Consider the following 26,237-nt stretch of genomic DNA (forward strand, 5'->3'; position numbering starts at 1 on the left):
TCACTTTTTTAGCGGAAAGATTCGCTAAAGACTGAACGGCTATCATATTAAAACCTATCATAAAACTGACAATCAGCTGTAAAAAAGCGCTACAAGTTATTGCGCTGCGAATGCGTTACGATCCTGTGAGTCTTGCGCTCATATGACGATAGTAACTGCCCTTCGTTCTTAAATATCGCCTTCAGATCCTTGGCGAAATAGATCTTCATAAAACGTAAAATGTCCCGCTGCGTCAGACCAATATTGATTGAGGAAAAATAGAGACCAATAAGGTCTTTATCACGCCAGCGCTGTGGCACACGACGGCGAATCTGCGCCCGGTGCAGATCGATTATCGACAGCTTTAAATCGCGCTCCTCCCCGGAAAAGGGCAGGTGCAGCAGGAAGTGACACAGGTAGCAATCACGGTGGTTGACGCCAGCCTGATGCATCTTGCGCACCATTGTGGCCACGCGGCGAATAAGCATGCGCTTAACGTGCAGATCGGGCGGATTCACGCTCCAGTCGGCACAATAGTCTTCAAGGCTAATGGTTGGCGTCAGATCCTCAGTAATAATAAACGAGGTTTTCGTCAGCGGATTAGTCCCTCTTTCCCCAAAGCCAACGCCGTGCATGGTATCAACACCGCACTCGTGCAGACGATGGATTGCGTTCCACTCCCGGTCAGCCCCCAGCACCGGCAGACGCAGGGAGAGCAGGTTTTTAACCACCTCCTTGACCGAGGTGCCCTGATGCCACTTCAGAAAGTAGCTTTTACCCGCCAGCTCAAAACGGATCGTTCTGCGCGTTTCAAGCTCGCGAAATACGTCGCCCTGCAGTTTTTTCACTTCGGCAAAGGCATCTTTACCGCGCCATAAGGTGGCCAGCGGCTCTTTCAGTTCAACCATTCACTTTACCCGTTATCATATCAGCCACCTTTTCCGGCAGGCTGTAGAGATCCTGCGTATCCGCATAGTGACGGGCGTTGGCCGACCACTCGCCCAGGCGCGACGGCGTACCCAGCGCATCGGCCAGCGCCTTGTTCAGCGCAGCCTGCGAAAACGGCTCGTTAATCACCATGCCACAGCGGGCATCCGCTATATAGGGCGCGTAGCCACAGACCCCGGTTACGATCGCCGGCAGTCCTGCCGCCACCGCCTCCAGCAGCACGATGCCTGCCGCCTCCTGTTTCGCAGGATGCATCAGCAGATCCGCTGCGGCCATCAGTTCGGCCACGTCGCTGCGTCCGGCAAAGAAGTGTACATTCTCTTTTATGCCCAGCTTTGCAGCAAGCGCCGCGAACGGTCCAGGTTTATCCTGCCCGACAACAAACAGCAGCGTATTTTGCCGTAGGGCATCAGGCAGCGCGGCGATGGCCTCGATAGTCCGCGCCACACCCTTACGGCTAAAATCTGACCCCACTTGCAGAACAAAGTTCTGATCCTCACCGATGCGGTTTTTTTCTCGGTAGATGCGACGGCCGTCGGGGATCTGCTGGCTGTATTTACGATCGGGGTAGATCCCCGGTGGCAGAATATGAAAGCGTTCAGGCTCGGTCTGGTAGTGACGTTGGAAATCGGCAATCTGCTTATCCGTCAGCATCAGCAGCTGCGTCTTCTTACCCTGCTCAAAGGTTGCGCGCTCAAAGGCCGCATAGTGGCGATAGCGTGAAGTCAGGCGATAGAGAAAGCCCTTCTCCTGCGCGACCTTCTCGGCATAGCAGACGTCTGCTGCGTAGTAGATATCGAGACCCGGCATCTTGTTGAAGCCCACGACTCGCGCCACCGGATGCTGAGCAAGATGTGCTTTTACCCACTCATAGTACTCAGCGTTGCGCCCGTGATTGGTGCGTTTCCTGACCGGAACGACAATCAGCTCAAACTCTTCAGGACACTCGCCCTGCCAGGATTGAGTGTAGACGCGTACCTGGTGTCCGCGTCCGGCTACCGTCCGGGCAATACGCATGAAATCGCGCTGTAGCCCGCCAAACGGAAAGTACTTATAGAGGCAAAAGGCAACAATCATAGCCCACCCGCCTGCACGGCAGCGTTAAGCGGTGGAAGCAGCGTCCGAGCGGCCGCAATAACCTCCTCCGCTGGGATCACAGAGAGATAGCGCCGGTTGCGATCGAGCTGGTCACGCGTCGGCATCGGCTGGTAGCTCCCGGCCCAGAGCACAACGGCATCATCTGACCACGGACGCCAGGCAATATGATCGGTTGCGCCAAAGAGGGCAATAATTTTGGTTTTTACCGCCGCGGCAATATGCATCGGCGCAGAATCGACGCCGATAAACAGCGCAGCATGATCGATAAGCGCGGCCAGCTCGGGAAAGCGCGTTTTTCCCGCCAGCGCGGTGACCGGTCGCGCTGCGCAGGCGCTGGCTATCTCTTCCACACAGCTCAGATCGTCCGCGCCTGGTCCGGAGGTGAGCACCACCTCATAACCCTGATGATGCAGGGCATCAATGACCTGGGAGAATTTACTGTTATCCCAGCACTTAAAGGCCTGACGTGCCGTGGGCTGGATCACCACATAGTGCTCCCCTACTCCGGCCGCAGTCAGCTGCTCGCGCATCGCCTGCCAGTTTTGCCCGGTATAGCTCATGGTCAGCTCGCGGCAATCCTCGGTTATACCCAGCGGACGCAGCGCCGACAGGTTGCGCTCAACAATATGATCGCCAACGACGGGGGCATGATGAGTAAAGCTTTTGCGCCAGAAGGCTGCCTGACGATGGGGAAAGTCCTGCGAAATCTTGACCCGGGCAGGCAGGCAGCGCACCAGCGCGGCAACCATCCACTGGTCGGTCAGATTGACGATAAGATCGTAACGGTTAGCGCGTAGCTGCTTGAGCACATCCACGAAGTTAGCGATTTTCTCCCCGGCTTTGGCTTTTTTATTTTTAAGGCCGTAGAGCGCGTTAATCTCTGCGTTTTCTGACAGGATGGGGATCGTGTCCTGATAGAGCAGCACGTCGATTTTCGCATCAGGGTAGCGGCGCTTCAGGGTGCTTACGACAGGCGTCGTGAGCAGCATATCCCCATGAAACCGCATTTTTATCAGCAGAACTCTTTGAAATGGCTTTTCCACAAGCGGCTCTTATCCGTTGATGATGACCAGTATAGACAACAATAAGCACGCTACCGCCCAGGCTTAACCGCTGCCTGAGCACCGTAACGCGCCCATTTTTGCGCGCTAGTGTAGCATTTTTTGCTGTCTAAGCCGACACGAATGTTTTTTCAGCAACTTGCTGATTTCAACTAACTTTATAAAATTACTACAAAAAAGCATGCGTTTTAGGATTCATCGCCTGCGGGAGAGGGGATTTACGGCAATTTCGGCAAAAGTAATAGCATTGATGCAGCTAAATACATAAAATTCCCAGCACATCCATCAGCCAGTTGCGTACTATGCTTCAATTGCTTTACACCACTCTTTTCTACCTGATTCAGCCGCTTATCTGGCTGCGTCTCTGGGTGCGTGGTCGCAAAGCACCGGCCTACCGCAAACGTTGGGGCGAGCGTTACGGCTACTATAAGCAACCGCTTAAGCCTGGCGGCATTCTGATGCACTCCGTTTCCGTGGGCGAAACCCTGGCGGCAATTCCGCTGGTTCGCGCCCTGCGCCATCGCTATCCCGACCTGCCGATTACCGTCACCACCATGACCCCGACCGGTTCGGAGCGCGTGCTCTCCGCTTTTGGCAACGACGTTCAGCACGTCTATCTGCCCTACGATCTGCCGGACGCACTCAATCGTTTTTTAAACGCTGTCGATCCGAAGCTGGTGCTGGTGATGGAGACCGAACTATGGCCGAACCTGATCGCCGCCCTGCACAAACGCCAGATCCCGCTGGTGATCGCTAACGCCCGTCTCTCCGCGCGCTCCGCTAAAGGCTATGCCAGGCTGGGCGACTTTATTCGCACCCTGCTGCGCCGTATCACGCTGATCGCCGCTCAGAACGAAGAGGATGGCGAGCGCTTTATTGCCCTTGGCGCAAAGCGTAACCAGCTCACCGTCACCGGCAGCCTGAAATTCGATATCTCAGTGACGCCACAGCTCGCCTCCCGGGCCGTCACCCTGCGTCGCCAGTGGGCTCCGCATCGTCCGGTCTGGATCGCCACCAGCACCCATGAGGGCGAAGAGAGTGCGGTTATCGAGGCGCACCGGACGTTATTGAGAGAGTTTCCTAACCTGCTGCTGATTCTGGTCCCGCGCCATCCGGAACGCTTCCCGGACGCCATCAACCTGGTGCGGCAGGCTGGCCTGAGCTACATCACCCGCTCGTCAGGGGAAGTCCCCTCCAGCAGCACTCAGGTGGTGGTGGGCGATACCATGGGCGAGCTGATGCTGCTCTACGGCATTGCCGACCTCGCCTTCGTTGGCGGTTCGCTGGTAGAGCGCGGCGGTCACAACCCGCTGGAGGCCGCCGCGCACGCGATTCCGGTGCTAATGGGACCGCACACCTTTAACTTTAAAGATATCTGCGCCCGTCTGACTCAGGCCGACGGTTTGATCACCGTTGCGGACGTCGCCTCGCTAAGCAAAGAGGTCGCCTCCCTGTTGACCGATGAGGACTACCGTAACTTTTATGGCCGTCATGCAGTAGAGGTGCTTTATCAAAACCAGGGCGCGCTGCAGCGTCTGTTACAATTGCTGGAACCCTATCTGCCACCAAAAGCCCATTAAGGTTTTTATATGCAAAAGCGTGCGATTTACCCTGGCACCTTCGATCCAGTCACCAACGGTCATATCAACATCATCACCCGGGCCGCTGGCATGTTCGATCGGGTTATCATGGCGATTGCCGCCAGCCCGAGCAAAAAGCCGCTCTTCTCCCTGGACGAGCGCGTTGCTCTGGCGCAGGAAGCCACCGCCCATCTTGAAAACGTTGAGGTCATCGGCTTTAGCGATCTGATGGCGAGCTTTGCCCGCGACCAGCAGGCCACGATCCTGATCCGTGGTCTACGCGCCGTGGCCGATTTCGAGTATGAGACCCAGCTGGCGCATATGAACCGTCACCTGATGCCAGAGCTGGAGAGCGTCTTTCTGATGCCCGCCAAAGAGTGGTCGTTTATCTCGTCATCGCTGGTCAAAGAGGTGGCGCGTCATCAGGGTGACGTTACGGACTTCCTGCCAGCAAACGTGCACCAGGCGCTTTTGCAGAAGCTTAAATAACGCTTTACCCGGCGGCGCTGCGTTTGCCGGGGCTGGGCTTGGGCCTGTTACTTCTGGCAGTTACGGCAGTAGAAAGTAGCGCGCTGGGCGTGCTTGGTTGCGACAATTGGCGTCGCGCAGACGCGGCAGGGTTCGCCCTTGCGCCCGTAAACCTGCAGCTGCTGAGCAAAATAGCCCGGCTTCCCATCGCTTTGCAGGAAGTCTTTTAACGTTGTCCCGCCCTGCTCTATCGAGCGCAGCAGCACCGCCTTGATGACCTGCACCAGCAGGGCATACTCTTCCGATGAGAGCGACGAGGCGAGCCGGTCAGGATGGATCCCCGCGGCGAACAGCGATTCGCTGGCGTAGATATTGCCCACGCCCACCACCAGCTTGTTATCCATCAGCCAGGGTTTAATGGCGGTTTTCTTTTTGGCGCACTTTTGCTGTAGATACTCTGCATTGAACGCATCGCTCAGCGGCTCCGGCCCCAGGTGTGCCAGCACGTTGTGCCCCTCCAGCTCTTTGGCCCACAGCCAGGCACCAAAGCGACGCGGATCGGTATAGCGCAGCACTTTGCCGTTGCTCATCACCAGATCGACATGATCGTGCTTCTCGGCAGGAAGATCGTGGGGAAGGATGCGCAGGCTGCCGGACATGCCGAGGTGGATAATGATCCAGCCGTCGGGCAGCTCCAGCAGCAGGTATTTTGCCCGCCGCTGCACGCTCAACACCGGTTTATCACTCAGGCGGTGGATCTCGTCGGAAACAGGCCAGCGCAGACGGCCATTACGCACCACCGCGTGCAGGATAGTTTGACCCACCAGATGCGGCTCTATACCGCGGCGGCTGGTTTCTACCTCAGGTAATTCAGGCATGCTTCCTCCGTTAAGATACACAGAATGCAAAAAACCCGGCCGGAGCCGGGTTTCTGTACAAGAAAACTAAAATTTATTTAATTTTAGCTTCTTTGTAGAGAACGTGCTGACGGACAACTGGATCGAACTTTTTCAGTTCCAGTTTTTCCGGCTTAGTACGTTTGTTCTTCGTAGTGGTATAGAAGTGACCAGTACCAGCAGAAGAAACCAGCTTGATTTTCTCACGAATACCTTTAGCCATGATTTATTTCCTCTTTAAGTACTTAGTACTTTTCGCCACGGGCACGCAGTTCGGACAGAACTGTATCGATGCCTTTCTTATCAATTACACGCATACCTTTAGCAGATACGCGCAGGGTGACAAAACGCTTCTCGCTCTCAACCCAGAAACGGTGAGAGTGCAGGTTCGGCAGGAAACGGCGTTTAGTCGCGTTCAGTGCGTGGGAACGGTTATTACCGGTCACCGGACGCTTGCCAGTAACTTGGCAGACTCGGGACATGTCTATTCTCCAAAAATCAAATTAGCTCGAGCTTCGTATAGGGTTTTGACGCCTCGTCAGGCTGTAAGGCCCGGTCACGGCGGTTCAGTGTGAACTCGCGATTGCCAGGCCCAAATGCCAAACCCGAGATTCTCAAAGGTGGCGTAGTATACGCTGTGTCGGCTGTGTGCTCAAGTCCCGAACAGACAAAGATCCCGCTGGATCGCGCGGGGTGGTTTAAATCCAACCACGTTCAGCAAATGAAACCCACTCTCCCCGGCCTACAACGAGGTGGTCTAATACACGGATATCCATGAATTCACAACATTTTACCACACGTTCAGTGATTTGTTTATCAGCAAAACTGGGTTCTGCATAACCTGAAGGATGATTATGGGCAAGGATCACGGCAGCGGCGTTGATCGCGATGGCTTCACGAACAATTTCCCGCGGGTGGACCTCAACGTGGCTTAAGGTACCGGAAAAGAGGCGGCTATGCCTGAGCACCCGGTTCTGATTATTGAGATAGATAACCAGAAAGATCTCGCGCGGTTCGTCGGCAAGCTGGCTTTGCAAAAACGCTCTGGTGGCTTGCGGGCTGTCCAGGGTCAGCGCCTCCTGGAGGCTGGAGGCATGATAGCGGCGCGCCAGCTCGGCAATGCCTTTGAGCTGGGCAAACTTGGCCACGCCGATACCCGACACCTCGGCAAACTGTTGCGCATCCGCAGAGAGCAGATCGTAAAGCGAACCGAAATGCGCGACCAGATATTCGGCAAACGCCAGCACACTGCGTTCCGGCGTACCGGTACGCAGAAATAGCGCCAGCAGTTCGATATCGGTGAGGGATGCAATTCCCAGGCGCAGCATCTTCTCGCGGGGCATCTTTTCACGCGGCACGTTCTTATATGACATCAGCGTTCTCGCCGTTTCCATAGCGCTCCTCCCTGTGAAAACCCAATTTTATCACCGCGCGATCGGTGGTTCGACCTGCGGTTTTCGCTTTTGCGTGGCGGCTCGTAAAGGGCGTGATGCGCAAAAGCACCTCACTTTACAGAGTGTGATAAAATGCCCACCTTCTGGTGAAACCCAACAGGAATGAATCATGATGAGCCTGGCCGGTAAAAAAATCGTTCTTGGCGTGAGCGGCGGCATTGCTGCCTACAAAACGCCGGAACTGGTACGTCGTCTGCGCGATCGCGGCGCAGAGGTGCGCGTGGCAATGACAGAGGGTGCCAAAGCCTTTATCACTCCCCTGAGCCTGCAAGCGGTATCAGGCTATCCGGTTTCCGATAGCCTGCTGGATCCGGCTGCCGAAGCGGCAATGGGACATATCGAGCTGGGCAAGTGGGCTGACCTGGTGATCCTCGCCCCGGCGACTGCCGACCTGATTGCCCGCGTGGCCGCCGGTATGGCTAACGACCTGGTCACCACGATTTGCCTGGCCACGCCATCCCCCGTCGCGGTCGTACCGGCGATGAACCAGCAGATGTACCGCAACGCCGCGACGCAGCATAACCTTAGCGTGTTGGCCGCCCATGGCCTGCTGCAGTGGGGGCCGGACAGCGGTAGCCAGGCCTGCGGTGACGTTGGACCAGGCCGAATGCTCGACCCGCTCGCTATCGTCGATCTGGCCGCTGCGCATTTTTCGCCTGTCAAAACGCTGCAACATCTGAATATCATGATTACCGCTGGCCCGACGCAGGAGCTGCTGGATCCGGTGCGCTACATCACCAACAAAAGCTCCGGCAAGATGGGCTTCGCCATTGCCGCCGCCGCTGCCCGCCTTGGCGCGAACGTGACGCTGGTGAGCGGCCCGGTTTCGCTGCCGACGCCGACAGGGGTGAAGCGCGTCGATGTCGTGACCGCGCTGGAGATGGAAGCCGCCGTACAGGCTCAGGTTCAGTCGCAGCAGATTTTTATCGGCTGTGCTGCCGTCGCTGACTACCGCGCCGCCGCCGTTGCCGATGAGAAGATCAAAAAGCAAGGCGATGAAATTACAATAAAAATGGTTAAAAACCCGGATATCGTTGCCGGTGTCGCCGCGCTGAGTACCAACCGCCCTTATGTGGTAGGGTTTGCCGCCGAAACAAATAATGTGGAAGAATACGCCCGGCAAAAACGTATCCGCAAAAACCTTGATCTGATCTGCGCCAACGACGTATCTGTTGAAAATCAAGGGTTTAACAGCGACAGCAACGCATTACACCTTTTCTGGCAAGACGGCGACAAAGTCTTGCCGCTTGAGCGCAAAGCACTTCTGGGACAACTACTACTGGACGAGATCGTTACCCGTTATGATGAAAAAAATCGACGTTAAAATTATGGACCCGCGCGTTGGTAAAGCGTTTCCGCTGCCAACCTACGCCACCTCCGGCTCTGCCGGACTTGACCTGCGAGCCTGTCTTGATGACGCCGTAGAGCTGGCGCCGGGCGCAACGACGCTGCTGCCGACCGGACTGGCTATTCACATCGCCGATCCATCGCTGGCCGCAGTGATTTTACCGCGCTCGGGCCTCGGTCATAAGCATGGCGTGGTGCTGGGCAACCTGGTTGGCCTGATTGATTCGGATTACCAGGGGCAGCTAATGGTCTCCGTCTGGAACCGTGGCAAGGAGAGCTTCACTATTGAGCCGGGCGAACGTATTGCACAGATGGTATTTGTGCCGGTGGTGCAGGCAGAGTTCAACCTGGTAGAGGAGTTTGACAGCTCTGAACGTGGTGAAGGCGGCTTCGGCCATTCCGGGCGTCAGTAAGTCGCCTCATCCTTATATCATCCAGGATGCGTCTAAAACATGGCAGAAAAACAAACCGCGAAAAGGAATCGTCGCGAAGAAATACTTCAGTCTCTGGCGCTAATGCTTGAATCCAGCGATGGCAGCCAACGCATTACCACGGCAAAGCTGGCTGCATCGGTTGGTGTCTCCGAAGCGGCCCTTTATCGGCATTTTCCAAGCAAAACGCGCATGTTTGACAGCTTGATCGAGTTTATCGAAGATAGCCTGACGACGCGTATCAACTTAATCCTAAAAGATGAGAAAGATACGCTGGCACGCCTGCGTCTTATCATTCAGCTTATTTTAGGCTTCGGTGAACGTAACCCAGGGCTGACGCGGATCCTCACCGGTCATGCGCTGATGTTTGAGCAGGATCGCCTTCAGGGCCGTATTAACCAGCTGTTTGAACGGATTGAATCGCAGCTGCGACAGGTTCTGCGCGAGCGTAAAATGCGTGAGGGCGAGGGTTTTACCGTGGATGAGACGCTGCTGGCGAGTCAGCTGCTGGCCCAGTGTGAAGGAATGCTGTCGCGTTTTGTACGCAGCGAGTTCAAATACCGGCCTACGGATGATTTTGACGTCCGCTGGCCGCTGATGGTGGCCCAACTACATTGACGATCGATCTGCCCGGTCAGCGCTTGCGCCACCGGGCAGTTTAACATTTACACGCCAAACTCTTCCCGATACGCCTGCACCGACGCCAGATGGTTGGCCATCTCCGGACGCTCTTCCAGATAGGCAATGAGATCCTTCAGCGTGATGATAGAAATTACCTGGCAGCCGTAGTCACGCTCGACCTCCTGAATCGCCGAGATATCGCTGCGCCCGCGCTCCTGGCGGTCAAGGGAGATCAGCACCCCGGCCAGCGTCGCGCCATTGGCCTGGATAATCTCCATCGATTCGCGGATCGCCGTTCCGGCGGTGATCACATCATCTACCAGCATCACGCGGCCCTGCAGCGCGCTGCCGACCAGATTGCCGCCCTCACCGTGGTCTTTAGCTTCTTTGCGGTTGAAGCAGTAGGGCACGTCGCGCTCGTGATGTTCCGCCAGCGCAACCGCCGTGGTGGTGGCGATAGGAATGCCTTTATAGGCAGGGCCAAACAGCAGATCGAAATCGATACCGGAATCTACCAGCGCTTCGGCATAGAAACGGCCTAACAGTGCCAGATCGCGCCCGGTATTAAACAGCCCGGCGTTGAAGAAATAGGGGCTTTTACGCCCGGATTTCAGCGTAAACTCGCCGAACTTAAGTACCTGCTTGTTAAGCGCAAACTCAATAAACTGGCGCTGATACGGTTTCATGGATTGGCTCCTCATTTCACTTTATTACAGACAAAAAGAAGGGCGACATTGTCGCCCTTAAATCAATTCTCTAACGCCGCTTTTTGCGTCGCTACGATGGATTCAATCCCCTCTCTGGCCAGCGCCAGTAAGGAGAGCAATTCCTCGTGGGTGAACGGCTCGCCCTCGGCGGTGCCCTGCACCTCGATCATCCGACCATCTTCGGTCATCACCACGTTCATATCGGTTTCGGCGGCGGAATCTTCAACGTACTCCAGATCGCACACCGCTTCGCCATTGACGATGCCCACGGAGACCGCTGCCACCATCCCTTTCATCGGGTTGGTCTTCAGCTTGCCTGCGGCGACCAGCTTGTTCAGCGCATCTGCCAGCGCCACGCACGCCCCGGTAATGGAGGCGGTACGTGTACCGCCATCGGCCTGGATCACATCGCAGTCGAGGGTAATGGTAAATTCACCCAGCGCTTTTAAGTCTACGGCAGCGCGCAGAGAGCGGGCGATCAGGCGCTGGATCTCCAGCGTGCGGCCACCCTGCTTGCCTTTGGCGGCTTCACGCGGGTTACGGGTATGGGTAGCGCGCGGCAGCATGCCATACTCAGCGGTAATCCACCCCTGGCCCTGGCCTTTCAGAAAACGCGGTACGCCTTCATCAATAGAGGCGGTACACAGAACTTTAGTGTCACCGAATTCAACCAGCACGGCACCTTCAGCGTGTTTTGTATAGTTTCGGGTCAGGGTGACGGGACGCACCTGATTAGCGCTACGGCCTGCTGGACGCATGATGATTTCTCCGGCTTCTACGAATGTGGCTGCGCATTATACGGACTAAATACGCTTATTCCTATCTTGAGAAGGCCCCGAAAGCTATAATCCCCCCATCTCCTCTTTAAAAACAGGAACGTCTATGATCCGCAGTATGACAGCCTACGCCCGGCGTGAAATCAAGGGTGAATGGGGCAGCGCAGTCTGGGAACTGCGCTCGGTTAACCAGCGCTATCTGGAGACCTGGTTCCGCCTGCCGGAGCAGTTCCGCAGCCTTGAGCCGGTGGTACGTGAGCGTATCCGCACCCGTCTGACCCGCGGCAAAATCGAATGTAACCTGCGTTTTGAGCCGGACGTCAGCGCGCAAAGCGAGCTGATCCTGAACGAAAAACTGGCTAAGCAGCTGGTAACAGCAGCCAACTGGGTCAAAATGCAGAGTGACGAGGGTGAAATCAACCCGGTCGATATTCTGCGCTGGCCAGGCGTGATGGCCGCCCAGGAACAGGATCTGGACGCGATTGCCGCTGAGATCCTCTCTGCGCTGGACGGCGCGCTGGATGACTTTATTGTTGCCCGTGAGACCGAAGGCCAGGCGTTGAAGAGCCTGATCGAGCAGCGTCTGGAAGGCGTTAGCGAAGAGGTGACGAAAGTACGCGCCCAGATGCCGGAAGTGCTGAAGTGGCAGCGCGAGCGTCTGGTAGCCAAGCTGGAAGATGCCCAGGTGCAGCTGGAGAACAACCGCCTTGAGCAGGAGCTGGTGCTGATGGCCCAGCGCATCGACGTGGCCGAAGAGCTGGACCGCCTCGACGCGCACGTTAAAGAGACCTACAACATTCTGAAGAAGAAAGAGGCCGTTGGCCGCCGCCTGGACTTTATGATGCAGGAGTTCAACCGCGAGTCGAACACCCTGGCGTCTAAGTCCATTAATGCGGATATCACGACCTCTGCCATTGAACTTAAAGTGCTGATCGAGCAGATGCGCGAGCAGATCCAGAATATTGAGTGATGCTTAAAGCTATCTCTTCTTGTGCTATCTAAATGAAAAGGCCATTGCAAAAAATGGCCTTTTTCTTTTTATGATATTGCTTACCGCATTACTACCCTACTTAAAAAATAGTCGTCCACTTTTCGGTTGTGAGAGAGATGTGCAAAACGCCACACTCAATGGAAATACCACATCCGGAGAGAATCATGGATTTCAATGCGCTTCATCATCAAAACCATCCCCTGCTCATCGCTAACGTCTGGGATGCCAGCAGCGCTTTGATTGCACAGCAGGCTGGGTATCATGCGCTGGGTACATCCAGTGCCGCTATTGCCGCTATGCTAGGGTATGAAGATGGCGAAGGTATGAGTTTTGACGAGCTGCTATTTATTGTTACCCGCATTAAAGCAGTCACATCACTCCCCTTAAGCGTTGATCTGGAATCGGGTTACGGCGATATGACAAGCCGCATCATTGAAAATATCCATCTTCTGGCTCGGGCTGGCGTTGTAGGCATAAACATTGAAGATAGCCACGTTGTGAATGGCGTACGCAGCCTCGATGATGCGCATACCTTTGCCAGCAAACTTCAGGAACTCATCGCCGCCTGCCCCAGCATATTTCTTAATATTCGTACCGATACGTTTTTACTTAACATAGAGGATGCGCTGGAAGAGACACTGTCTCGAGGGCAGCTATACGCCGCCCATGGTGCCAATGGATTATTTGTTCCTGGCGTGACGCAACCTGATAGTATTGCTGCTCTGGCGCATCACGTTACCCTGCCTTTAAACGTGATGTGTATGCCGACGCTTCCAGATTTCGGTACGCTGGCTTCGCTGGGTGTTCGACGTATTTCTATGGGCAATTTTATCCATGCCGCAATGCAAGACCGGTTAAAAGAGTCGCTCTGTAAGATTCAGGCAAGCCAATCCTTTTCGGACGTTTTTAACTATGAAAATAACTGACAATGTACAGTGCGATGTGTGGTATCAGGCATTGCTTGCACGCTCTACAGAGTTTACCGGGGTCTTTTTCGTCGGCGTCAAAACAACAGGCGTATTTTGTATCTCAGTATGCCGGGCACGGAAACCCAGGCGAGAAAATGTCGAATTTTATAAAGAACTTAAATCAGTTCTCGCTGCCGGATTTCGCCCGTGCAAAATTTGCCGCCCAATGGAAAATGCCTGTACTTCACCCGATTTTATTGAACAAGCGTTACAGCTGGTTCGAGACACGCCAAAAGAGCGCGTTAGCGATGCTAAACTGCGCCAGCATAATATCAGTCCGGAACGAGTACGGCGCTGGTTTCTGCAGAACCATGGGATCACCTTTCAGGCGTTTCAACGTATGCAGCGCGTTAACGTGGCGCTACAGGAACTTAAAGCAGGCCGCTCAGCAACGGATGTCGCATTCGACAATGGCTATGATTCTCTGAGCGGCTTTGGCTACACCTGTAAAAAATTGACCGGATCCGCGCCAAGTTCACGGCGTCAGGTTATTTTAATCCACCGGTTTACGACTCCGCTGGGACCTATGTTTGTATGCGCCACCGATCGCGGCATCTGCTTGCTGGAATTTGTTGACCGACGAGCGTTAGAGACCGAGTTCAGCGATCTACAACGTCTTTTAAACGCAAGTATCATAGCGGGAGAAAACAGTCATACCCGCCAGGCAGAGAAAGAGATTGGTGAATATTTCATGGGCCAGCGGCGGCATTTTAGCGTGGCGTTAGATACGCCAGGCAGTGAATTTCAAGGTATTGTCTGGCAAGGTTTGCAGCGTGTTTCTTATGGCGAGACAACAAATTACCGAGCGGTTGCGGTAGATATTGGTAACCCTATGGCCACGCGTGCGATAGCGTCGGCCTGTGGCGCGAATAGAGTAGCTATTATCATTCCCTGTCATCGGGTTGTCGGAAAGGATGGTTCAATGACAGGTTACGGTGGCGGCGTTGCACGCAAGGCATGGTTGATTAACCATGAAAAAACACTCCCGACACATGACATTTGATGCTGGAGATGCGTTCAAAAACCGGAGGGATATTGTGGTTCTGAAGCAGAGAATTTGCGATAGTGAAACAGTGAAGTGACAAATACCCTACTCCGCCCCACTCGCACCTTCAACGCCCTGCCCTTTATCCGGCGTGCGGAGTCCGGCTACATCCGCCACCTGCCTACTCTGGCCTACTGCCTCGTTGAGTACGACCGGGCACACTATAACGACCAACTGTTCCAGACCTTCTCGCAGCCGTTCCCGGCGGCGCTGGCTAATGCGGTTGCGAAGCGCAGGGCCGAGTATCTGGCCAGCCGCTACTGCGGGCAGATACTGCTTGAGCAGGCGCAGGCAGCCTCAACGGTGATTGGCACTCACGATCGCGTTCCCCAGTGGCCAGCTGGCTGGCGAGGCAGTATCTCCCACAGCGACAGGTACGCGCTGGTGGCGATTGCGCCTGAATCGGCGGGATTAATGCCCGGTATTGATATTGAGCAGTGGCAGCCCGAGATCATGCTGGAGACGGCGGATATGTTCGCCTCGCCCGACGAGCAACAGCTGCTCTCCGCTTTAGCCATGCCCTACCCGCAGGCGCTGCTAACGCTCTTTTCAGCTAAGGAGAGCCTGTACAAATCGCAGTGGCCTGAAGTGAGGCGCTACTTTGATTTCCAGGCTGCAAAGGTCACCCACATCGATGAAGCAGAGCAGCGCTTTACCCTGACGCTCACCGAGACCTTAACTCCAGAGCTAAAATGTGGCACCGCCTTTAGCGGCAGCTATACGTTTCTCAACGACGCGGTCATCACCTGCATCGGCTAGCTTCCCAATTTAAAACCCCTTTATCCCCTGCGCTGCCAGCCATGCGGTGAGGCTGTGTACAAGCGGATGGTGCACAAAGGCAACCAGCTGCCGCGCCTTCTCTGCACCCACGCCCGGCAGCTGCTGCCAGCTAAGCTCATTGCGCTCGGTAAACTTTGACCAGCTGCTGTCGCTTGAGAGCCGCAGCGCGGTCTGGGTGAGCGGCAGGCCCAGCGCCATCACCCAGCGGATAAACGGCCGCTCGCGGGCCAGGTTAAACTGGTGCCAGATCTGCCGCCCTCTGGCTGCGCTCAGCCCCGGCGTGCTCTCTAGCTGCTGTCGGGTGAGGGCCAGCCAGGAGAATATGTGCTCAAAGCGGTGCGTCTGATGCAGGAGCAGCCAGCCCGCGTCGCCCAGCCCTGGAATATCCAGCACCCGCTTCGAGCTGAGCCATACCAGCCGGGCAAAAAACTGCGGCAGGCATTCAGGCGAGGCATAAAAGCAGGTCAGAGCATTAAAATGTGCGGGCGGCGGCTCGGGCTTATCCCGCGCCAGAGTGCGCCATATCACCCGGTCGATGCGCGGGATCCCCTGCCCCGCCAGGCTCACCTGAACCTGATCGCCCGGGGCAATATCCAGCTCATGCCAGCGGCGGACGGAGCCAAGGTTCACCCGACGCACCGTCTTGTCATCCAGCTGCACCGGCTCAAGTTCCGCTACCACGGCGATTTTACCGCTGCGCCCGGTAGCAAAGCGGATGTTCATCACCTCGGCGACCTGCTCAACGGGTGGATATTTCCAGGCCACCACCCATTCGCCCTCGCCGGGCCGCCAGCGCTTGCCCTCAGGCTCTTTCGCGCCACGGATCGCCACCCCGTCAGTGACAAAGGGCAGCGGCGAGGTGAACCAGCGGGTGCGGATCGTCTCAACCTCATCCGCATTTTTCACCGGCAGGCTGAAACGCGCGCTAGTGCTAAACCCGGCTTCGCTCAGCAGCTTCAGGCGCTGCGCCATGGCGGCAGGTCCGTCCGGCCACGCCCAGACAAAGAGCGCCAGCTCATTCAGCAGAGGGGAGTTCTCCCGCTGCATCAGCGCGCCTGCTACCTTTGCGCGGGCGTTGGTGCCGCCCATCCGCTGCTGGATATGCCCATCCCGCGCCAGATAGATCTCCCCCTGCAGCACGCTGTTTGCCAGCGGCCCGGCAAGTCGTTTAGGCAGGGAAGGAATAAGGCGTACCTTCTCCGTCCACGACTCACCCTTGCGGCCATCGCCACGGCTGATTGCCTGCGTTAGCTGCCCGTTATGGTAGACCAGGGTCACCGCTACCCCATCGACCTTAGGCTGCACCCAGAGATCGTGGCGACCGCTCATCCAGCGCTTAAGGGCATACTTGTCCGCCAGCTTGCGCACCCCGGTATGCATCACCGGATGCGACACCGTGCCGCTCACGGGCGGCGCTGAGACGTCGGGCAGCGGTTGGGATATAAAGCAACGCTGCCACTGCGCCAGCCGATCGCTGAGGCGATCGTACACCGCATCGCTTACTCCGCTGCTCCCCTCTCGCCAGTACGCCACGTTCCACTGGCTGACCTGCCGCTGGAGCCGGGCGATCTCCAGCTGTGCCCGAAAGGGTGACCAGGACGGACAGGCCGCCGTGCTGTAACAGCTCCAGATAGTTAAGCCGAGCGCTAATCCTCTACGCTTCCACATTTTCTGCCTCCCTTGCCTCGACCAGCACGGTATACCGCACGGCGAACCGGCTGACGACTGGCAAAACAGCAGGCTGCGAGGCGGCTTCAGCGTTTTTTAAAGCGTTGCTGCAAACGAGAGTTGGATCGGGAAGAGAGTACGCAAAATGCAATAATCTCGTGCGAAAATGTGACAAAAACTACGTTAAAGGGTGCCGACGTGTATAATAGGCACGTATGTAGACATTTCCGTTCGTTCATTACATATAAAGATACTCATGGCTCAAGGCACGCTCTATATCGTTTCCGCCCCCAGTGGCGCGGGTAAATCAAGCCTCATTCAGGCTTTGTTAAAGACCCAACCGTTGTACGATACCCAGGTTTCTGTTTCACACACCACGCGCGCGCCGCGTCCCGGTGAAGTGCACGGTGAACACTACTTCTTTGTGAATCATGACGAGTTTAAAACCATGATTGGCAACGATGCGTTCCTTGAGCATGCAGAAGTGTTTGGTAACTACTACGGTACGTCCCGGGCCGCCATCGAGCAGGTGCTGTCCACGGGCGTAGACGTCTTCCTCGATATCGACTGGCAGGGCGCGCAGCAGATCCGCGCAAAAATGCCTCAGGCACGCAGCATCTTTGTATTGCCGCCGTCGAAGCTGGAGCTGGATCGCCGCCTGCGCGGCCGTGGTCAGGATAGCGAAGAGGTTATCGCCAGGCGTATGGCCCAGGCAGTTGCAGAAATGAGCCATTACGCCGAATATGATTATCTGGTTGTGAACGATGATTTTGATACCGCGATCGGCGATATGAAGACCATCATCCGTGCTGAACGTCTGCGCATGGGCCGCCAAATGCAGCGACATGACGCTTTAATCAGCAAACTATTGGCAGATTGAACCGGGTTTCAGTATCATGCCCAGTCATTTCTTCATCTGTGGAGCACTTTAAGTATGGCACGCGTAACTGTTCAGGACGCTGTAGAGAAAATTGGTAACCGTTTTGACCTGGTACTGGTGGCCGCGCGTCGCGCTCGTCAGATGCAGGTTGGCGGTAAAGATCCGCTGGTAGCGGAAGAGAACGATAAAACTACCGTTATCGCGCTGCGCGAAATCGAAGAAGGTCTGATCAACAACCAGATCCTCGACGTACGTGAGCGCCAGGAGCAGCAAGAGCAGGAAGCCGCTGAGTTACAGGCCGTCACCGCTATTGCTGAAGGTCGTCGTTAATAACGCTGCAGGTCACCCTTGTATCTGTTTGAAAGCCTGAATCAACTGATTCGCACCTACCTGCCGGAAGACCAGATCAAACGTCTCCAGCAGGCGTATCTCGTTGCACGTGACGCTCACGAGGGCCAGACACGTTCAAGCGGTGAACCCTACATTACGCACCCGGTAGCGGTGGCCTGTATTCTGGCCGAGATGAAACTCGACCACGAAACGCTGATGGCCGCCCTGCTGCATGACGTAATTGAAGATACCCCCGCCACCTACCAGGACATGGAGCAGCTGTTTGGCAAAACCGTGGCCGAACTGGTGGAAGGGGTCTCAAAGCTTGATAAGCTGAATTTCCGCGATAAGAAAGAGGCGCAGGCCGAAAACTTTCGCAAGATGATCATGGCGATGGTGCAGGATATCCGCGTCATTCTCATCAAACTTGCTGACCGCACCCATAACATGCGCACGCTGGGCTCGCTACGCCCGGACAAACGTCGCCGCATCGCCCGTGAAACCCTCGAAATCTACAGTCCGCTGGCGCACCGCTTAGGTATCCACCATATCAAAACCGAGCTGGAAGAGCTGGGCTTTGAAGCGCTGCACCCGAACCGCTACCGCGTCATTAAAGAGGTCGTGAAGGCCGCACGCGGCAACCGTAAAGAGATGATCCAAAAAATTCTCTCGGAGATCGAAGGGCGTTTGCAGGAGGCGGGTATCCCCTGCCGCGTTAGCGGTCGCGAGAAGCATCTCTACTCCATCTACTGCAAAATGGTGCTGAAAGAGCAGCGTTTTCACTCGATCATGGACATCTATGCCTTCCGGGTGATTGTCCACGATCTCGACACCTGCTACCGCGTGCTGGGTCAGATGCACAGCCTCTATAAGCCGCGTCCAGGACGCATGAAGGACTATATCGCTATTCCGAAAGCGAACGGCTATCAATCTTTGCATACCTCTATGATTGGCCCGCACGGCGTGCCGGTTGAGGTGCAGATCCGTACTGAAGATATGGATCAGATGGCGGAGATGGGGGTTGCGGCGCACTGGGCCTATAAAGAGCACGGTGAGAGCAGCACTACAGCACAGATCCGCGCCCAGCGCTGGATGCAGAGCCTGCTTGAACTCCAACAGAGTGCGGGCAGCTCCTTTGAATTTATCGAGAGCGTTAAATCCGATCTCTTCCCGGATGAGATTTACGTTTTCACACCGGAAGGGCGCATCGTTGAGCTGCCTGCCGGTGCTACGCCGGTCGATTTCGCCTATGCGGTGCATACCGATATCGGCCACGCCTGCGTTGGCGCACGCGTTGACCGACAGCCTTACCCGCTGTCGCAGCCGCTGACCAGCGGCCAGACGGTAGAGATTATTACCGCGCCGGGTGCACGCCCGAACGCCGCCTGGCTTAACTTTGTCGTAAGCTCGAAAGCGCGCGCCAAAATCCGCCAGATGCTGAAAAACCTCAAGCGCGACGACTCGGTAAGCCTGGGTCGTCGTCTGCTGAATCACGCCCTCGGCGGTAGCCGCAAGCTGGCAGAGATCCCGGCGGAGAATATCCAGCACGAGCTGGTACGCATGAAGCTGGTCTCCCTCGACGATCTGCTTGCAGAGATCGGTCTCGGCAACGCCATGAGCGTGGTAGTGGCGAAAAACCTACAGCAGGGTGAAGCCTCCGCTGTGTCTACCGCGCCTAGCCACGGCCACCTGCCGATTAAGGGCGCGGACGGAGTGTTGATCACTTTCGCAAAATGCTGCCGTCCGATCCCCGGCGACCCGATTATTGCGCACGTCAGCCCCGGCAAAGGGCTGGTTATTCACCATGAGTCCTGTCGTAACATCCGTGGCTATCAGAAAGAGCCAGAGAAGTTTATGGCGGTGGAATGGGATAAAGAGACGGCGCAGGAGTTTATCACCGAGATCAAGGTTGATATGTTCAACCACCAGGGTGCGCTGGCGAACCTGACGGCGGCAATCAACACGGCCTCTTCCAATATTCAAAGCCTGAATACGGAAGAGAAAGATGGTCGCGTCTATAGCGCCTTTATTCGTCTGACCTGCCGCGATCGCGTGCACCTGGCGAATATCATGCGCAAAATCCGCGTACTGCCGGACGTGATCAAGGTCACCCGTAACCGAAACTAGCCTTATGACTCTGAAACGTTATACGCGTATACGTGAGATGCTCGCCAGGCGGCAGCCTGATCTGACCGTCTGCATGGAGCAGGTTCACAAGCCGCATAACGTTTCGGCAATCATTCGCACCGCCGATGCCGTCGGCGTGCATGAAGTTCACGCCGTCTGGCCGGAAAACCGGATGCGCATCATGGCCTCCTCTGCTGCAGGGAGTAACAGCTGGGTACAGGTTAAAACGCACCGCACCATTGCCGATGCCGTCGGGCATCTGAAAGGCCAGGGGATGCAGGTGCTGGCTACCCATCTCTCTGAGAAAGCTGTAGATTTCCGCGATATCGACTACACCCGCCCGACCTGCATTCTGATGGGCCAGGAGAAGACCGGTATCACCCAGGAGGCGCTGGATCTGGCGGACCAGGACATTATTATTCCGATGATCGGCATGGTGCAGTCGCTTAACGTCTCGGTCGCCTCTGCGCTGATCCTCTATGAGGCGCAGCGTCAACGGCAGAACGCCGGAATGTACGCTCGCGACACGAGCACCATAGATTATGACGACCAGCATCGACTTCTGTTTGAAGGCAGTTACCCGGTGCTGGCCCGCGTGGCGAAGCAGAAAGGGCTGCCCTATCCCGACCTCAACGCGCATGGCGAAATAGAAGCCGACGCCGCGTGGTGGGCCACCATGCAGGCAGCAAGGTAAGCGTATGCAAGGTCGGTTATTAGATGCTGTCCCGCTCAGTTCTTTAACCGGCGTTGGCGCGGCGCAAAGCAGCAAGCTGGCTAAAATCGGCCTGGTTAACGTCCAGGATCTACTCCTGCATCTGCCGCTGCGCTACGAAGACCGGACCCATCTCTACCCTATCGCCGATCTGCTGCCGGGCGTCTATGCCACGGTTGAAGGCGAAGTGCTGAACAGCAATGTCACCTTCGGTGGCCGCAGGATGATGACCTGCCAGATCAGCGACGGCAGCGGCATCCTGACGATGCGCTTTTTCAACTTTAACGCGGCGATGAAAAATAGCCTCTCGCCAGGCCGCCGCGTGCTGGCCTACGGCGAAGCGAAACGCGGCAAGTACGGCGCGGAGATGATCCACCCCGAGTACCGGATTCAAGGCGATCTCAGCACCCCGGAGCTGCAGGAGACCCTGACGCCGGTCTATCCCACTACCGAAGGCATTAAGCAGGGAACGCTGCGCAAGCTGACCGATCAGGCGCTGGATCTGCTCGACACCTGCGCTATTTCAGAGCTGCTGCCGCCTGAGCTGGCACAGGGGATGATGAGCCTGCCGGAAGCACTACGCACGCTGCATCGCCCGCCGCCGACGCTACAGCTGACCGATTTAGAGCATGGCCAGCACCCCGCCCAGCGCCGCCTGATCCTGGAAGAGCTGCTGGCACACAACCTCAGTATGCTGGCATTACGCGCCGGGGCGCAGCGTTTTCACGCCCAGTCGCTGAAGGCCAACGATACGTTAAAAAACCAGCTGCTGGCGGCCCTGCCGTTTAAGCCAACCGCCGCTCAGGCGCGGGTCACGGCAGAGATCGAACACGATATGGCGCTGGATATCCCCATGATGCGCCTGGTGCAGGGCGACGTTGGCTCGGGTAAAACGTTGGTGGCCGCTCTCGCCGCGCTGCGCGCTATCGCCAACGGTAAGCAGGTGGGGCTGATGGCACCCACCGAGCTGCTGGCCGAGCAGCATGCCAACAACTTCCGTAGCTGGTTTGAACCGCTGGGAATTGAAGTGGGCTGGCTGGCGGGCAAGCAGAAGGGTAAGGCCCGCCTTGCGCAACAGGAAGCCATTGCCAGCGGTCAGGTGCAGATGGTGGTCGGTACGCACGCTATATTCCAGGAGCAGGTGCAGTTTAACGGCCTGGCGCTGGTGATTATCGATGAGCAGCACCGCTTTGGCGTCCACCAGCGGCTGGCACTGCGGGAGAAGGGCCAGCAGCAGGGTTTCCATCCGCATCAGCTGATCATGACCGCCACTCCTATTCCCCGTACCCTGGCGATGACCGCCTACGCCGATCTCGACACCTCGGTGATCGACGAGCTGCCGCCGGGACGTACCCCGGTCACCACCGTGGCGATTGCCGATACGCGCCGCAGCGAAATTATCGATCGCGTGCGTCATGCCTGCACTACCGAAGGCCGTCAGGCCTACTGGGTCTGCACCCTGATTGAAGAGTCCGACCTGCTGGAGGCCCAGGCCGCCGAAGCCACGTGGGAGGAGCTGAAGCTAGCCCTGCCGGAGCTGAACGTTGGCCTGGTCCATGGCCGTATGAAGCCCGCCGAGAAGCAGGCGGTAATGCAGGCGTTCAAGCAGGGCGAGCTGCATCTGCTGGTGGCGACCACGGTAATTGAAGTAGGCGTAGACGTCCCTAACGCCAGCCTGATGATCATTGAGAACCCGGAGCGTCTTGGCCTTGCGCAACTCCATCAGCTGCGAGGCCGCGTTGGCCGGGGCGCGGTTGCCTCTCACTGCGTGCTGCTCTACAAATCCCCGCTCTCTAAAACTGCGCAAAAGCGTTTGCAGGTGCTGCGCGACAGCAACGACGGCTTTGTAATTGCGCAAAAGGATCTGGAGATCCGCGGCCCCGGCGAGCTGCTGGGTACCCGCCAGACCGGCAACGCCGAGTTTAAGGTCGCCGACCTGCTACGCGACCGGGCGATGATCCCTGAAGTACAGCGCCTCGCCCGTCATATTCATGAACGCTACCCGGAGCAGGCCGCTGCGCTTATCGAGCGCTGGATGCCGGAAACCGAACGTTATTCCAACGCCTGATAACACCTCTCAGAAACACCTTGTAAAATTTATAAATGCAATCGTTTGCTTTTATGAGTTGCTCAGCTAAAATGCCCGCTTTTCCACCGTGGAATTGCCTGAGATGTCCGTTAACACCGTCGAGTCAGAAAATGCGCAACCGGTTGCGCAGCCACACAACAGCGAACTGATCTACCGTCTGGAAGACCGTCCGCCGCTGGCGCAAACCCTTTTTGCCGCCTGCCAGCACCTGCTGGCGATGTTTGTTGCGGTCATCACTCCGGCACTGCTGATCTGCCAGGCGCTGGGCCTGCCCGCGCAGGATACGCAGCACATTATCAGCATGTCGCTGTTCGCCTCCGGCGTCGCCTCGATTATCCAGATTAAAGCCTGGGGTCCGGTGGGTTCAGGCCTGCTGTCGATTCAGGGCACCAGCTTTAACTTTGTTGCCCCGCTGATCATGGGCGGCACGGCGCTGAAAACCGGCGGTGCGGACGTCCCAACGATGATGGCGGCGCTGTTCGGCACCCTGATGCTGGCGAGCTGCACCGAGATGGTCATCTCCCGCGTACTGCACCTGGCCCGCCGGGTGATCACTCCGCTAGTCTCCGGCGTGGTGGTGATGATTATCGGCCTGTCGCTGATTCAGGTCGGCCTGACCTCCATCGGCGGCGGCTACGGCGCAATGGCGGATCACACCTTCGGCGCACCGAAAAACCTGCTGCTAGCGGGCGTGGTGCTGGCTGTGATCATCCTGCTGAACCGCCAGCGTAACCCTTACCTGCGCGTGGCTTCACTGGTGATCGCCATGGCGGTAGGCTACCTGCTGGCCTGGTGGATGGGCATGCTGCCGCAGAACAGCGCCCCGGCCAGCAGCGACCTGATCATGATCCCGACTCCGCTCTACTACGGCCTGGGCATCGACTGGAGCCTGCTTCTGCCGCTGATGCTGGTATTCATGATCACCTCCCTTGAAACCATCGGTGACATCACCGCCACCTCCGACGTCTCTGAGCAGCCGGTCTCCGGTCCGCTCTATATGAAGCGTCTGAAGGGCGGCGTGCTGGCTAACGGCCTGAACTCTTTTGTTTCGGCGGTGTTCAATACCTTCCCGAACTCCTGCTTCGGCCAGAACAATGGCGTGATCCAGCTGACCGGCGTTGCCAGCCGCTACGTGGGCTTTATCGTGGCGCTGATGCTGATCGTGCTCGGTCTCTTCCCGGCAGTGAGCGGCTTCGTCCAGCACATTCCTGAGCCGGTGCTCGGCGGTGCGACTTTGGTCATGTTCGGCACCATCGCCGCCTCCGGGGTGCGTATCGTCTCCCGCGAGCCGCTGAACCGCCGCGCAATCATGATCATCGCCCTCTCGCTGGCCGTCGGCCTCGGCGTCTCCCAGCAGCCGCTGATCCTGCAGTTTGCGCCGGACTGGCTGAAAAACCTGCTCTCCTCCGGCATCGCCGCGGGCGGTATTACCGCTATCGTGCTGAACCTCGTCTTCCCGCCAGAGAAGAACTAGTCCCCCTCGCGGCAGCGGTATTCATCCGCTGCCGCCGTAACACTGTCTCACTATTCCCTCCTTGAGCATTGCGCATAAATCGTGCATAAATTCCTTGTATGCTCACCGGGAAGGAAGACCATGAAACTGATTGGAAAAATGCTGCTCTACATCGCGATCGCCCTGCTGCTGGTGATCCTGGCCTGCTATTTTCTGGTTCAGACGCGCTGGGGTGCAACGCAGGTCGGCAAGTGGGTCAGCAGCAATACCGACTATCACCTCGCCTTTGACGCCGCCGATCACCGCTTCTCTTCACCTTCCCATCTGCTGCTCAAAAACGTCAACTTTGGCCGCAAAGGCCAGCCCGCGACGCTGGAGGCAAAGAGCGTGGACATCGGCTTCAGCAGCCGCCAGCTCACCGATCCCCTGCACGCGGACACTATCTTGCTTCAGGAGGGAACGCTCAACCTCTCGCCTGCCACCGCGCCGCTGCCGCTGAAGGCCGACCGCCTGTTGCTGAGCGATATGGCCTTTAACAGCCCGGCCACCGGCTGGGATCTCAGCGCCCAGCGGGTAACCGGCGGCATCACGCCCTGGGAGCCGGTGGCGGGCAACGTGATGGGCAGTAAAGCACAAATTCAGTTCAGCGCCGGCTCGATGACGCTAAACGGCGTTCCCGTCAGCAACGTGCTGATTCAGGGCAGCATCGATAACAGCGACGTAACCCTGAGCACGATTGGCGCGGATATGGCGCGCGGTTCGCTCACCGGCACGGCTCGCCGCACCGCCGACGGAGGCTGGATTGTCGATAGCCTGCGCCTGAACGACATCCGCCTACAGAGTGATAAATCCCTGACCGATTTCTTTGCCCCGCTGACCACCCTGCCCTCGCTACAGATTGGCCGTCTTGAAGTGACCGATGCCCGCCTGCAGGGACCGGACTGGGCGGTAACCGATCTCGATCTCAGCGCCCGTGGCCTGACCCTGACGAAGGGCGACTGGCAGAGTGAAGATGGCCGACTCTCGATGAACGCCAGCGAGTTTATCTTTGGCTCGCTGCACCTCTTCGATCCGATTTTTAACGCCGAGTTTTCGCCGCAGGGCATCGCGCTGCGCCAGTTTACCTCCCGCTGGGAAGGCGGCATGGTGCGTACCTCAGGCAACTGGCTGCGAGATGGTAAAGCGCTGGTGCTGGACGACGCGGCGATAGCCGGCCTGGAATATACTCTGCCAGCTAACTGGAAACAGCTGTGGATGGATCGGCTCCCCGGCTGGCTGAACAGCGTGACGCTAAAAAGGTTCAGTGCCAGCCGTAACCTGGTGATTGATATCGATCCTGCGTTTCCGTGGCAGATCACCGCTCTGGATGGTTACGGTGCAAACTTACAGCTGGCAAGGGATCGCCAGTGGGGCGTGTGGGGCGGCAGCGCCAAGCTCAACGCCGCTGCGGCAACCTTTAACCGCGTTGATGTCCGCCGACCTTCGCTGGCGCTGGCTGCTGACCGCAGCACGGTCAACATCAGCGAGCTAAGTGCCTTTACCGGCCAGGGGCTGCTGGAGGGAACCGCGACCGTTTCGCAGGGACCGGAGCGGCAGGTGAACGTTAACCTCAACGGGCGCGGCATTCCGCTCAGCATCTTGCAGCAGTGGGGCTGGCCTGCCCTGCCGCTTTCCGGTGGCGGCAATATCCAGCTCACCGCCACCGGCAGGGTCAACGCCGAGGCACCGCTGAAGCCAACGGTAAACGGCGAGCTGAAAGCGATCGACGTCATGAAGCAGCAGCTTACCCAGACGATGCGCAACGGCGAAATCGTGCAGTAAGCAATAA

26 protein-coding genes are annotated in these 26,237 nt (G+C 57.1%); 16 read left to right on the forward strand and 10 right to left on the reverse strand.

Features of this window, described 5'->3' with window-relative positions; translation table 11 throughout:
- Positions 1-89: 89 nt before the first annotated feature.
- Genes rfaP through rfaQ form a run of 3 tightly spaced genes read right to left on the reverse strand, consistent with a single transcriptional unit; the run spans position 90 to position 3,068 of the window.
- Positions 90-887 (reverse strand): lipopolysaccharide core heptose(I) kinase RfaP, encoded by a 798-nt coding sequence (gene rfaP, locus RTN40_RS09050; RefSeq protein ID WP_312228172.1) that lies wholly within the window; start codon positions 885-887, stop codon positions 90-92.
- Positions 880-2,004, reverse strand: a complete 1,125-nt coding sequence (locus tag RTN40_RS09055; protein ID WP_312228173.1) for a glycosyltransferase family 4 protein — start codon at positions 2,002-2,004, stop codon at positions 880-882. Before RTN40_RS09055 ends, rfaP begins: the two co-directional genes overlap by 8 nt.
- Entirely contained in the window at positions 2,001-3,068 is a 1,068-nt protein-coding gene (gene rfaQ / locus RTN40_RS09060) for a lipopolysaccharide core heptosyltransferase RfaQ (RefSeq protein WP_312228174.1), read from the reverse strand. Before rfaQ ends, RTN40_RS09055 begins: the two co-directional genes overlap by 4 nt.
- Before the next feature lie 320 nt (positions 3,069-3,388).
- Here rfaQ and waaA point away from each other — a divergent pair, with 320 nt between their 5' ends.
- Positions 3,389-4,666, forward strand: coding sequence for a lipid IV(A) 3-deoxy-D-manno-octulosonic acid transferase (gene waaA, locus RTN40_RS09065; protein ID WP_312228175.1), 1,278 nt, complete (start codon positions 3,389-3,391; stop codon positions 4,664-4,666).
- Positions 4,667-4,675: 9 nt separating this feature from the next.
- Positions 4,676-5,155 carry a pantetheine-phosphate adenylyltransferase gene (gene coaD / locus RTN40_RS09070; protein ID WP_312228176.1) on the forward strand — a complete coding sequence of 160 codons (480 nt, stop codon included), beginning with the start codon at positions 4,676-4,678 and terminating at the stop codon, positions 5,153-5,155.
- Positions 5,156-5,202: 47 nt separating this feature from the next.
- Here coaD and mutM read toward each other — a convergent pair whose 3' ends face one another.
- The 4 genes from mutM to radC all read right to left on the reverse strand — a co-directional run bounded on the left by mutM (position 5,203) and on the right by radC (position 7,403).
- Complete coding sequence (gene mutM / locus RTN40_RS09075; RefSeq protein WP_312228177.1) at positions 5,203-6,012, reverse strand: bifunctional DNA-formamidopyrimidine glycosylase/DNA-(apurinic or apyrimidinic site) lyase; 810 nt, start codon at positions 6,010-6,012, stop codon at positions 5,203-5,205.
- 73 nt (positions 6,013-6,085) lie between these two features.
- Entirely contained in the window at positions 6,086-6,253 is a 168-nt protein-coding gene (rpmG, locus tag RTN40_RS09080) for a 50S ribosomal protein L33 (RefSeq protein WP_003024094.1), read from the reverse strand.
- Between the two features lie 22 nt (positions 6,254-6,275).
- Positions 6,276-6,512 carry a 50S ribosomal protein L28 gene (gene rpmB, locus RTN40_RS09085; protein ID WP_002436699.1) on the reverse strand — a complete coding sequence of 79 codons (237 nt, stop codon included), beginning with the start codon at positions 6,510-6,512 and terminating at the stop codon, positions 6,276-6,278.
- A 216-nt stretch (positions 6,513-6,728) separates the two neighbouring features.
- Entirely contained in the window at positions 6,729-7,403 is a 675-nt protein-coding gene (gene radC / locus RTN40_RS09090; RefSeq protein WP_312228269.1) for a RadC family protein, read from the reverse strand.
- Between the two features lie 193 nt (positions 7,404-7,596).
- Here radC and coaBC point away from each other — a divergent pair, with 193 nt between their 5' ends.
- From coaBC to slmA, 3 genes are read left to right on the forward strand one after another with little or no spacing between them, the layout of a single operon-like run.
- Positions 7,597-8,808, forward strand: coding sequence for a bifunctional phosphopantothenoylcysteine decarboxylase/phosphopantothenate--cysteine ligase CoaBC (gene coaBC / locus RTN40_RS09095; protein WP_312228270.1), 1,212 nt, complete (start codon positions 7,597-7,599; stop codon positions 8,806-8,808).
- A complete protein-coding gene (gene dut, locus RTN40_RS09100; RefSeq protein WP_042393343.1) occupies positions 8,786-9,244 on the forward strand; it encodes a dUTP diphosphatase in 459 nt (152 codons plus the stop codon). The genes coaBC and dut overlap by 23 nt, the downstream gene beginning before the upstream one ends.
- A gap of 39 nt (positions 9,245-9,283) precedes the next feature.
- Entirely contained in the window at positions 9,284-9,880 is a 597-nt protein-coding gene (gene slmA / locus RTN40_RS09105; protein WP_312228178.1) for a nucleoid occlusion factor SlmA, read from the forward strand.
- 47 nt (positions 9,881-9,927) lie between these two features.
- Here the strand turns inward: slmA and pyrE are convergent, their stop codons facing one another.
- Complete coding sequence (pyrE, locus tag RTN40_RS09110; protein ID WP_312228179.1) at positions 9,928-10,569, reverse strand: orotate phosphoribosyltransferase; 642 nt, start codon at positions 10,567-10,569, stop codon at positions 9,928-9,930.
- Positions 10,570-10,631: 62 nt separating this feature from the next.
- On the reverse strand, positions 10,632-11,348 hold the full coding sequence (gene rph, locus RTN40_RS09115) for a ribonuclease PH (RefSeq protein ID WP_312211706.1): 717 nt from the start codon (positions 11,346-11,348) through the stop codon (positions 10,632-10,634).
- A 124-nt stretch (positions 11,349-11,472) separates the two neighbouring features.
- Between rph and RTN40_RS09120 the strand changes: the two genes are divergently transcribed.
- From RTN40_RS09120 to RTN40_RS09135, 4 genes are all read left to right on the forward strand, one after another.
- Positions 11,473-12,336 (forward strand): YicC/YloC family endoribonuclease, encoded by an 864-nt coding sequence (locus RTN40_RS09120; protein WP_312228180.1) that lies wholly within the window; start codon positions 11,473-11,475, stop codon positions 12,334-12,336.
- Positions 12,337-12,521: 185 nt separating this feature from the next.
- The gene (locus RTN40_RS09125) at positions 12,522-13,283 is read left to right on the forward strand and encodes an isocitrate lyase/phosphoenolpyruvate mutase family protein (protein ID WP_312228181.1); all 762 of its coding nucleotides are present in this window, start codon (positions 12,522-12,524) and stop codon (positions 13,281-13,283) included.
- On the forward strand, positions 13,270-14,328 hold the full coding sequence (locus RTN40_RS09130; protein WP_312228182.1) for a methylated-DNA--[protein]-cysteine S-methyltransferase: 1,059 nt from the start codon (positions 13,270-13,272) through the stop codon (positions 14,326-14,328). The genes RTN40_RS09125 and RTN40_RS09130 overlap by 14 nt, the downstream gene beginning before the upstream one ends.
- Before the next feature lie 75 nt (positions 14,329-14,403).
- Positions 14,404-15,129 carry a 4'-phosphopantetheinyl transferase superfamily protein gene (locus RTN40_RS09135; RefSeq protein ID WP_312228183.1) on the forward strand — a complete coding sequence of 242 codons (726 nt, stop codon included), beginning with the start codon at positions 14,404-14,406 and terminating at the stop codon, positions 15,127-15,129.
- Between the two features lie 9 nt (positions 15,130-15,138).
- Here RTN40_RS09135 and ligB read toward each other — a convergent pair whose 3' ends face one another.
- A complete protein-coding gene (gene ligB, locus RTN40_RS09140; RefSeq protein ID WP_312228184.1) occupies positions 15,139-16,818 on the reverse strand; it encodes an NAD-dependent DNA ligase LigB in 1,680 nt (559 codons plus the stop codon).
- Between the two features lie 256 nt (positions 16,819-17,074).
- Here ligB and gmk point away from each other — a divergent pair, with 256 nt between their 5' ends.
- The 7 genes from gmk to RTN40_RS09175 all read left to right on the forward strand — a co-directional run bounded on the left by gmk (position 17,075) and on the right by RTN40_RS09175 (position 26,230).
- A complete protein-coding gene (gene gmk / locus RTN40_RS09145; protein WP_312228185.1) occupies positions 17,075-17,698 on the forward strand; it encodes a guanylate kinase in 624 nt (207 codons plus the stop codon).
- 54 nt (positions 17,699-17,752) lie between these two features.
- A complete protein-coding gene (gene rpoZ, locus RTN40_RS09150) occupies positions 17,753-18,028 on the forward strand; it encodes a DNA-directed RNA polymerase subunit omega (RefSeq protein ID WP_031523238.1) in 276 nt (91 codons plus the stop codon).
- An 18-nt stretch (positions 18,029-18,046) separates the two neighbouring features.
- Entirely contained in the window at positions 18,047-20,155 is a 2,109-nt protein-coding gene (gene spoT, locus RTN40_RS09155; RefSeq protein ID WP_312228186.1) for a bifunctional GTP diphosphokinase/guanosine-3',5'-bis pyrophosphate 3'-pyrophosphohydrolase, read from the forward strand.
- A gap of 4 nt (positions 20,156-20,159) precedes the next feature.
- On the forward strand, positions 20,160-20,849 hold the full coding sequence (trmH, locus tag RTN40_RS09160) for a tRNA (guanosine(18)-2'-O)-methyltransferase TrmH (protein WP_312228187.1): 690 nt from the start codon (positions 20,160-20,162) through the stop codon (positions 20,847-20,849).
- Positions 20,850-20,853: 4 nt separating this feature from the next.
- On the forward strand, positions 20,854-22,935 hold the full coding sequence (gene recG / locus RTN40_RS09165) for an ATP-dependent DNA helicase RecG (protein WP_312228188.1): 2,082 nt from the start codon (positions 20,854-20,856) through the stop codon (positions 22,933-22,935).
- 103 nt (positions 22,936-23,038) lie between these two features.
- The gene (xanP, locus tag RTN40_RS09170) at positions 23,039-24,430 is read left to right on the forward strand and encodes a xanthine/proton symporter XanP (protein WP_312228189.1); all 1,392 of its coding nucleotides are present in this window, start codon (positions 23,039-23,041) and stop codon (positions 24,428-24,430) included.
- Between the two features lie 120 nt (positions 24,431-24,550).
- Positions 24,551-26,230: an AsmA family protein gene (locus RTN40_RS09175; protein WP_312228190.1), complete on the forward strand. Its 1,680-nt coding sequence runs from the start codon at positions 24,551-24,553 to the stop codon at positions 26,228-26,230.
- The last annotated feature ends 7 nt before the right edge of the window (positions 26,231-26,237 follow it).

The sequence above is a fragment of the Pseudescherichia sp. genome (assembly GCF_031987975.1).
In the GTDB taxonomy this organism is placed as follows: domain Bacteria; phylum Pseudomonadota; class Gammaproteobacteria; order Enterobacterales; family Enterobacteriaceae; genus Pseudescherichia.

Bases quoted from the DNA above. Each gene is read 5' to 3' on its own strand.
- rph (WP_312211706.1), bottom strand. From the start codon at position 11,348: ATGCGTCCAGCAGGCCGTAGCGCTAATCAGGTGCGTCCCGTCACCCTG.
- trmH (WP_312228187.1), top strand. From the start codon at position 20,160: ATGACTCTGAAACGTTATACGCGTATACGTGAGATGCTCGCCAGGCGG.
- rpmG (WP_003024094.1), bottom strand. From the start codon at position 6,253: ATGGCTAAAGGTATTCGTGAGAAAATCAAGCTGGTTTCTTCTGCTGGT.
- rpmB (WP_002436699.1), bottom strand. From the start codon at position 6,512: ATGTCCCGAGTCTGCCAAGTTACTGGCAAGCGTCCGGTGACCGGTAAT.
- slmA (WP_312228178.1), top strand. From the start codon at position 9,284: ATGGCAGAAAAACAAACCGCGAAAAGGAATCGTCGCGAAGAAATACTT.
- RTN40_RS09055 (WP_312228173.1), bottom strand. From the start codon at position 2,004: ATGATTGTTGCCTTTTGCCTCTATAAGTACTTTCCGTTTGGCGGGCTA.
- rpoZ (WP_031523238.1), top strand. From the start codon at position 17,753: ATGGCACGCGTAACTGTTCAGGACGCTGTAGAGAAAATTGGTAACCGT.
- pyrE (WP_312228179.1), bottom strand. From the start codon at position 10,569: ATGAAACCGTATCAGCGCCAGTTTATTGAGTTTGCGCTTAACAAGCAG.
- RTN40_RS09175 (WP_312228190.1), top strand. From the start codon at position 24,551: ATGAAACTGATTGGAAAAATGCTGCTCTACATCGCGATCGCCCTGCTG.
- waaA (WP_312228175.1), top strand. From the start codon at position 3,389: ATGCTTCAATTGCTTTACACCACTCTTTTCTACCTGATTCAGCCGCTT.
- RTN40_RS09130 (WP_312228182.1), top strand. From the start codon at position 13,270: ATGAAAATAACTGACAATGTACAGTGCGATGTGTGGTATCAGGCATTG.
- gmk (WP_312228185.1), top strand. From the start codon at position 17,075: ATGGCTCAAGGCACGCTCTATATCGTTTCCGCCCCCAGTGGCGCGGGT.
- ligB (WP_312228184.1), bottom strand. From the start codon at position 16,818: ATGTGGAAGCGTAGAGGATTAGCGCTCGGCTTAACTATCTGGAGCTGT.
- recG (WP_312228188.1), top strand. From the start codon at position 20,854: ATGCAAGGTCGGTTATTAGATGCTGTCCCGCTCAGTTCTTTAACCGGC.
- dut (WP_042393343.1), top strand. From the start codon at position 8,786: ATGATGAAAAAAATCGACGTTAAAATTATGGACCCGCGCGTTGGTAAA.
- xanP (WP_312228189.1), top strand. From the start codon at position 23,039: ATGTCCGTTAACACCGTCGAGTCAGAAAATGCGCAACCGGTTGCGCAG.
- radC (WP_312228269.1), bottom strand. From the start codon at position 7,403: ATGTCATATAAGAACGTGCCGCGTGAAAAGATGCCCCGCGAGAAGATG.
- coaD (WP_312228176.1), top strand. From the start codon at position 4,676: ATGCAAAAGCGTGCGATTTACCCTGGCACCTTCGATCCAGTCACCAAC.
- rfaP (WP_312228172.1), bottom strand. From the start codon at position 887: ATGGTTGAACTGAAAGAGCCGCTGGCCACCTTATGGCGCGGTAAAGAT.
- RTN40_RS09125 (WP_312228181.1), top strand. From the start codon at position 12,522: ATGGATTTCAATGCGCTTCATCATCAAAACCATCCCCTGCTCATCGCT.
- RTN40_RS09120 (WP_312228180.1), top strand. From the start codon at position 11,473: ATGATCCGCAGTATGACAGCCTACGCCCGGCGTGAAATCAAGGGTGAA.
- coaBC (WP_312228270.1), top strand. From the start codon at position 7,597: ATGAGCCTGGCCGGTAAAAAAATCGTTCTTGGCGTGAGCGGCGGCATT.
- mutM (WP_312228177.1), bottom strand. From the start codon at position 6,012: ATGCCTGAATTACCTGAGGTAGAAACCAGCCGCCGCGGTATAGAGCCG.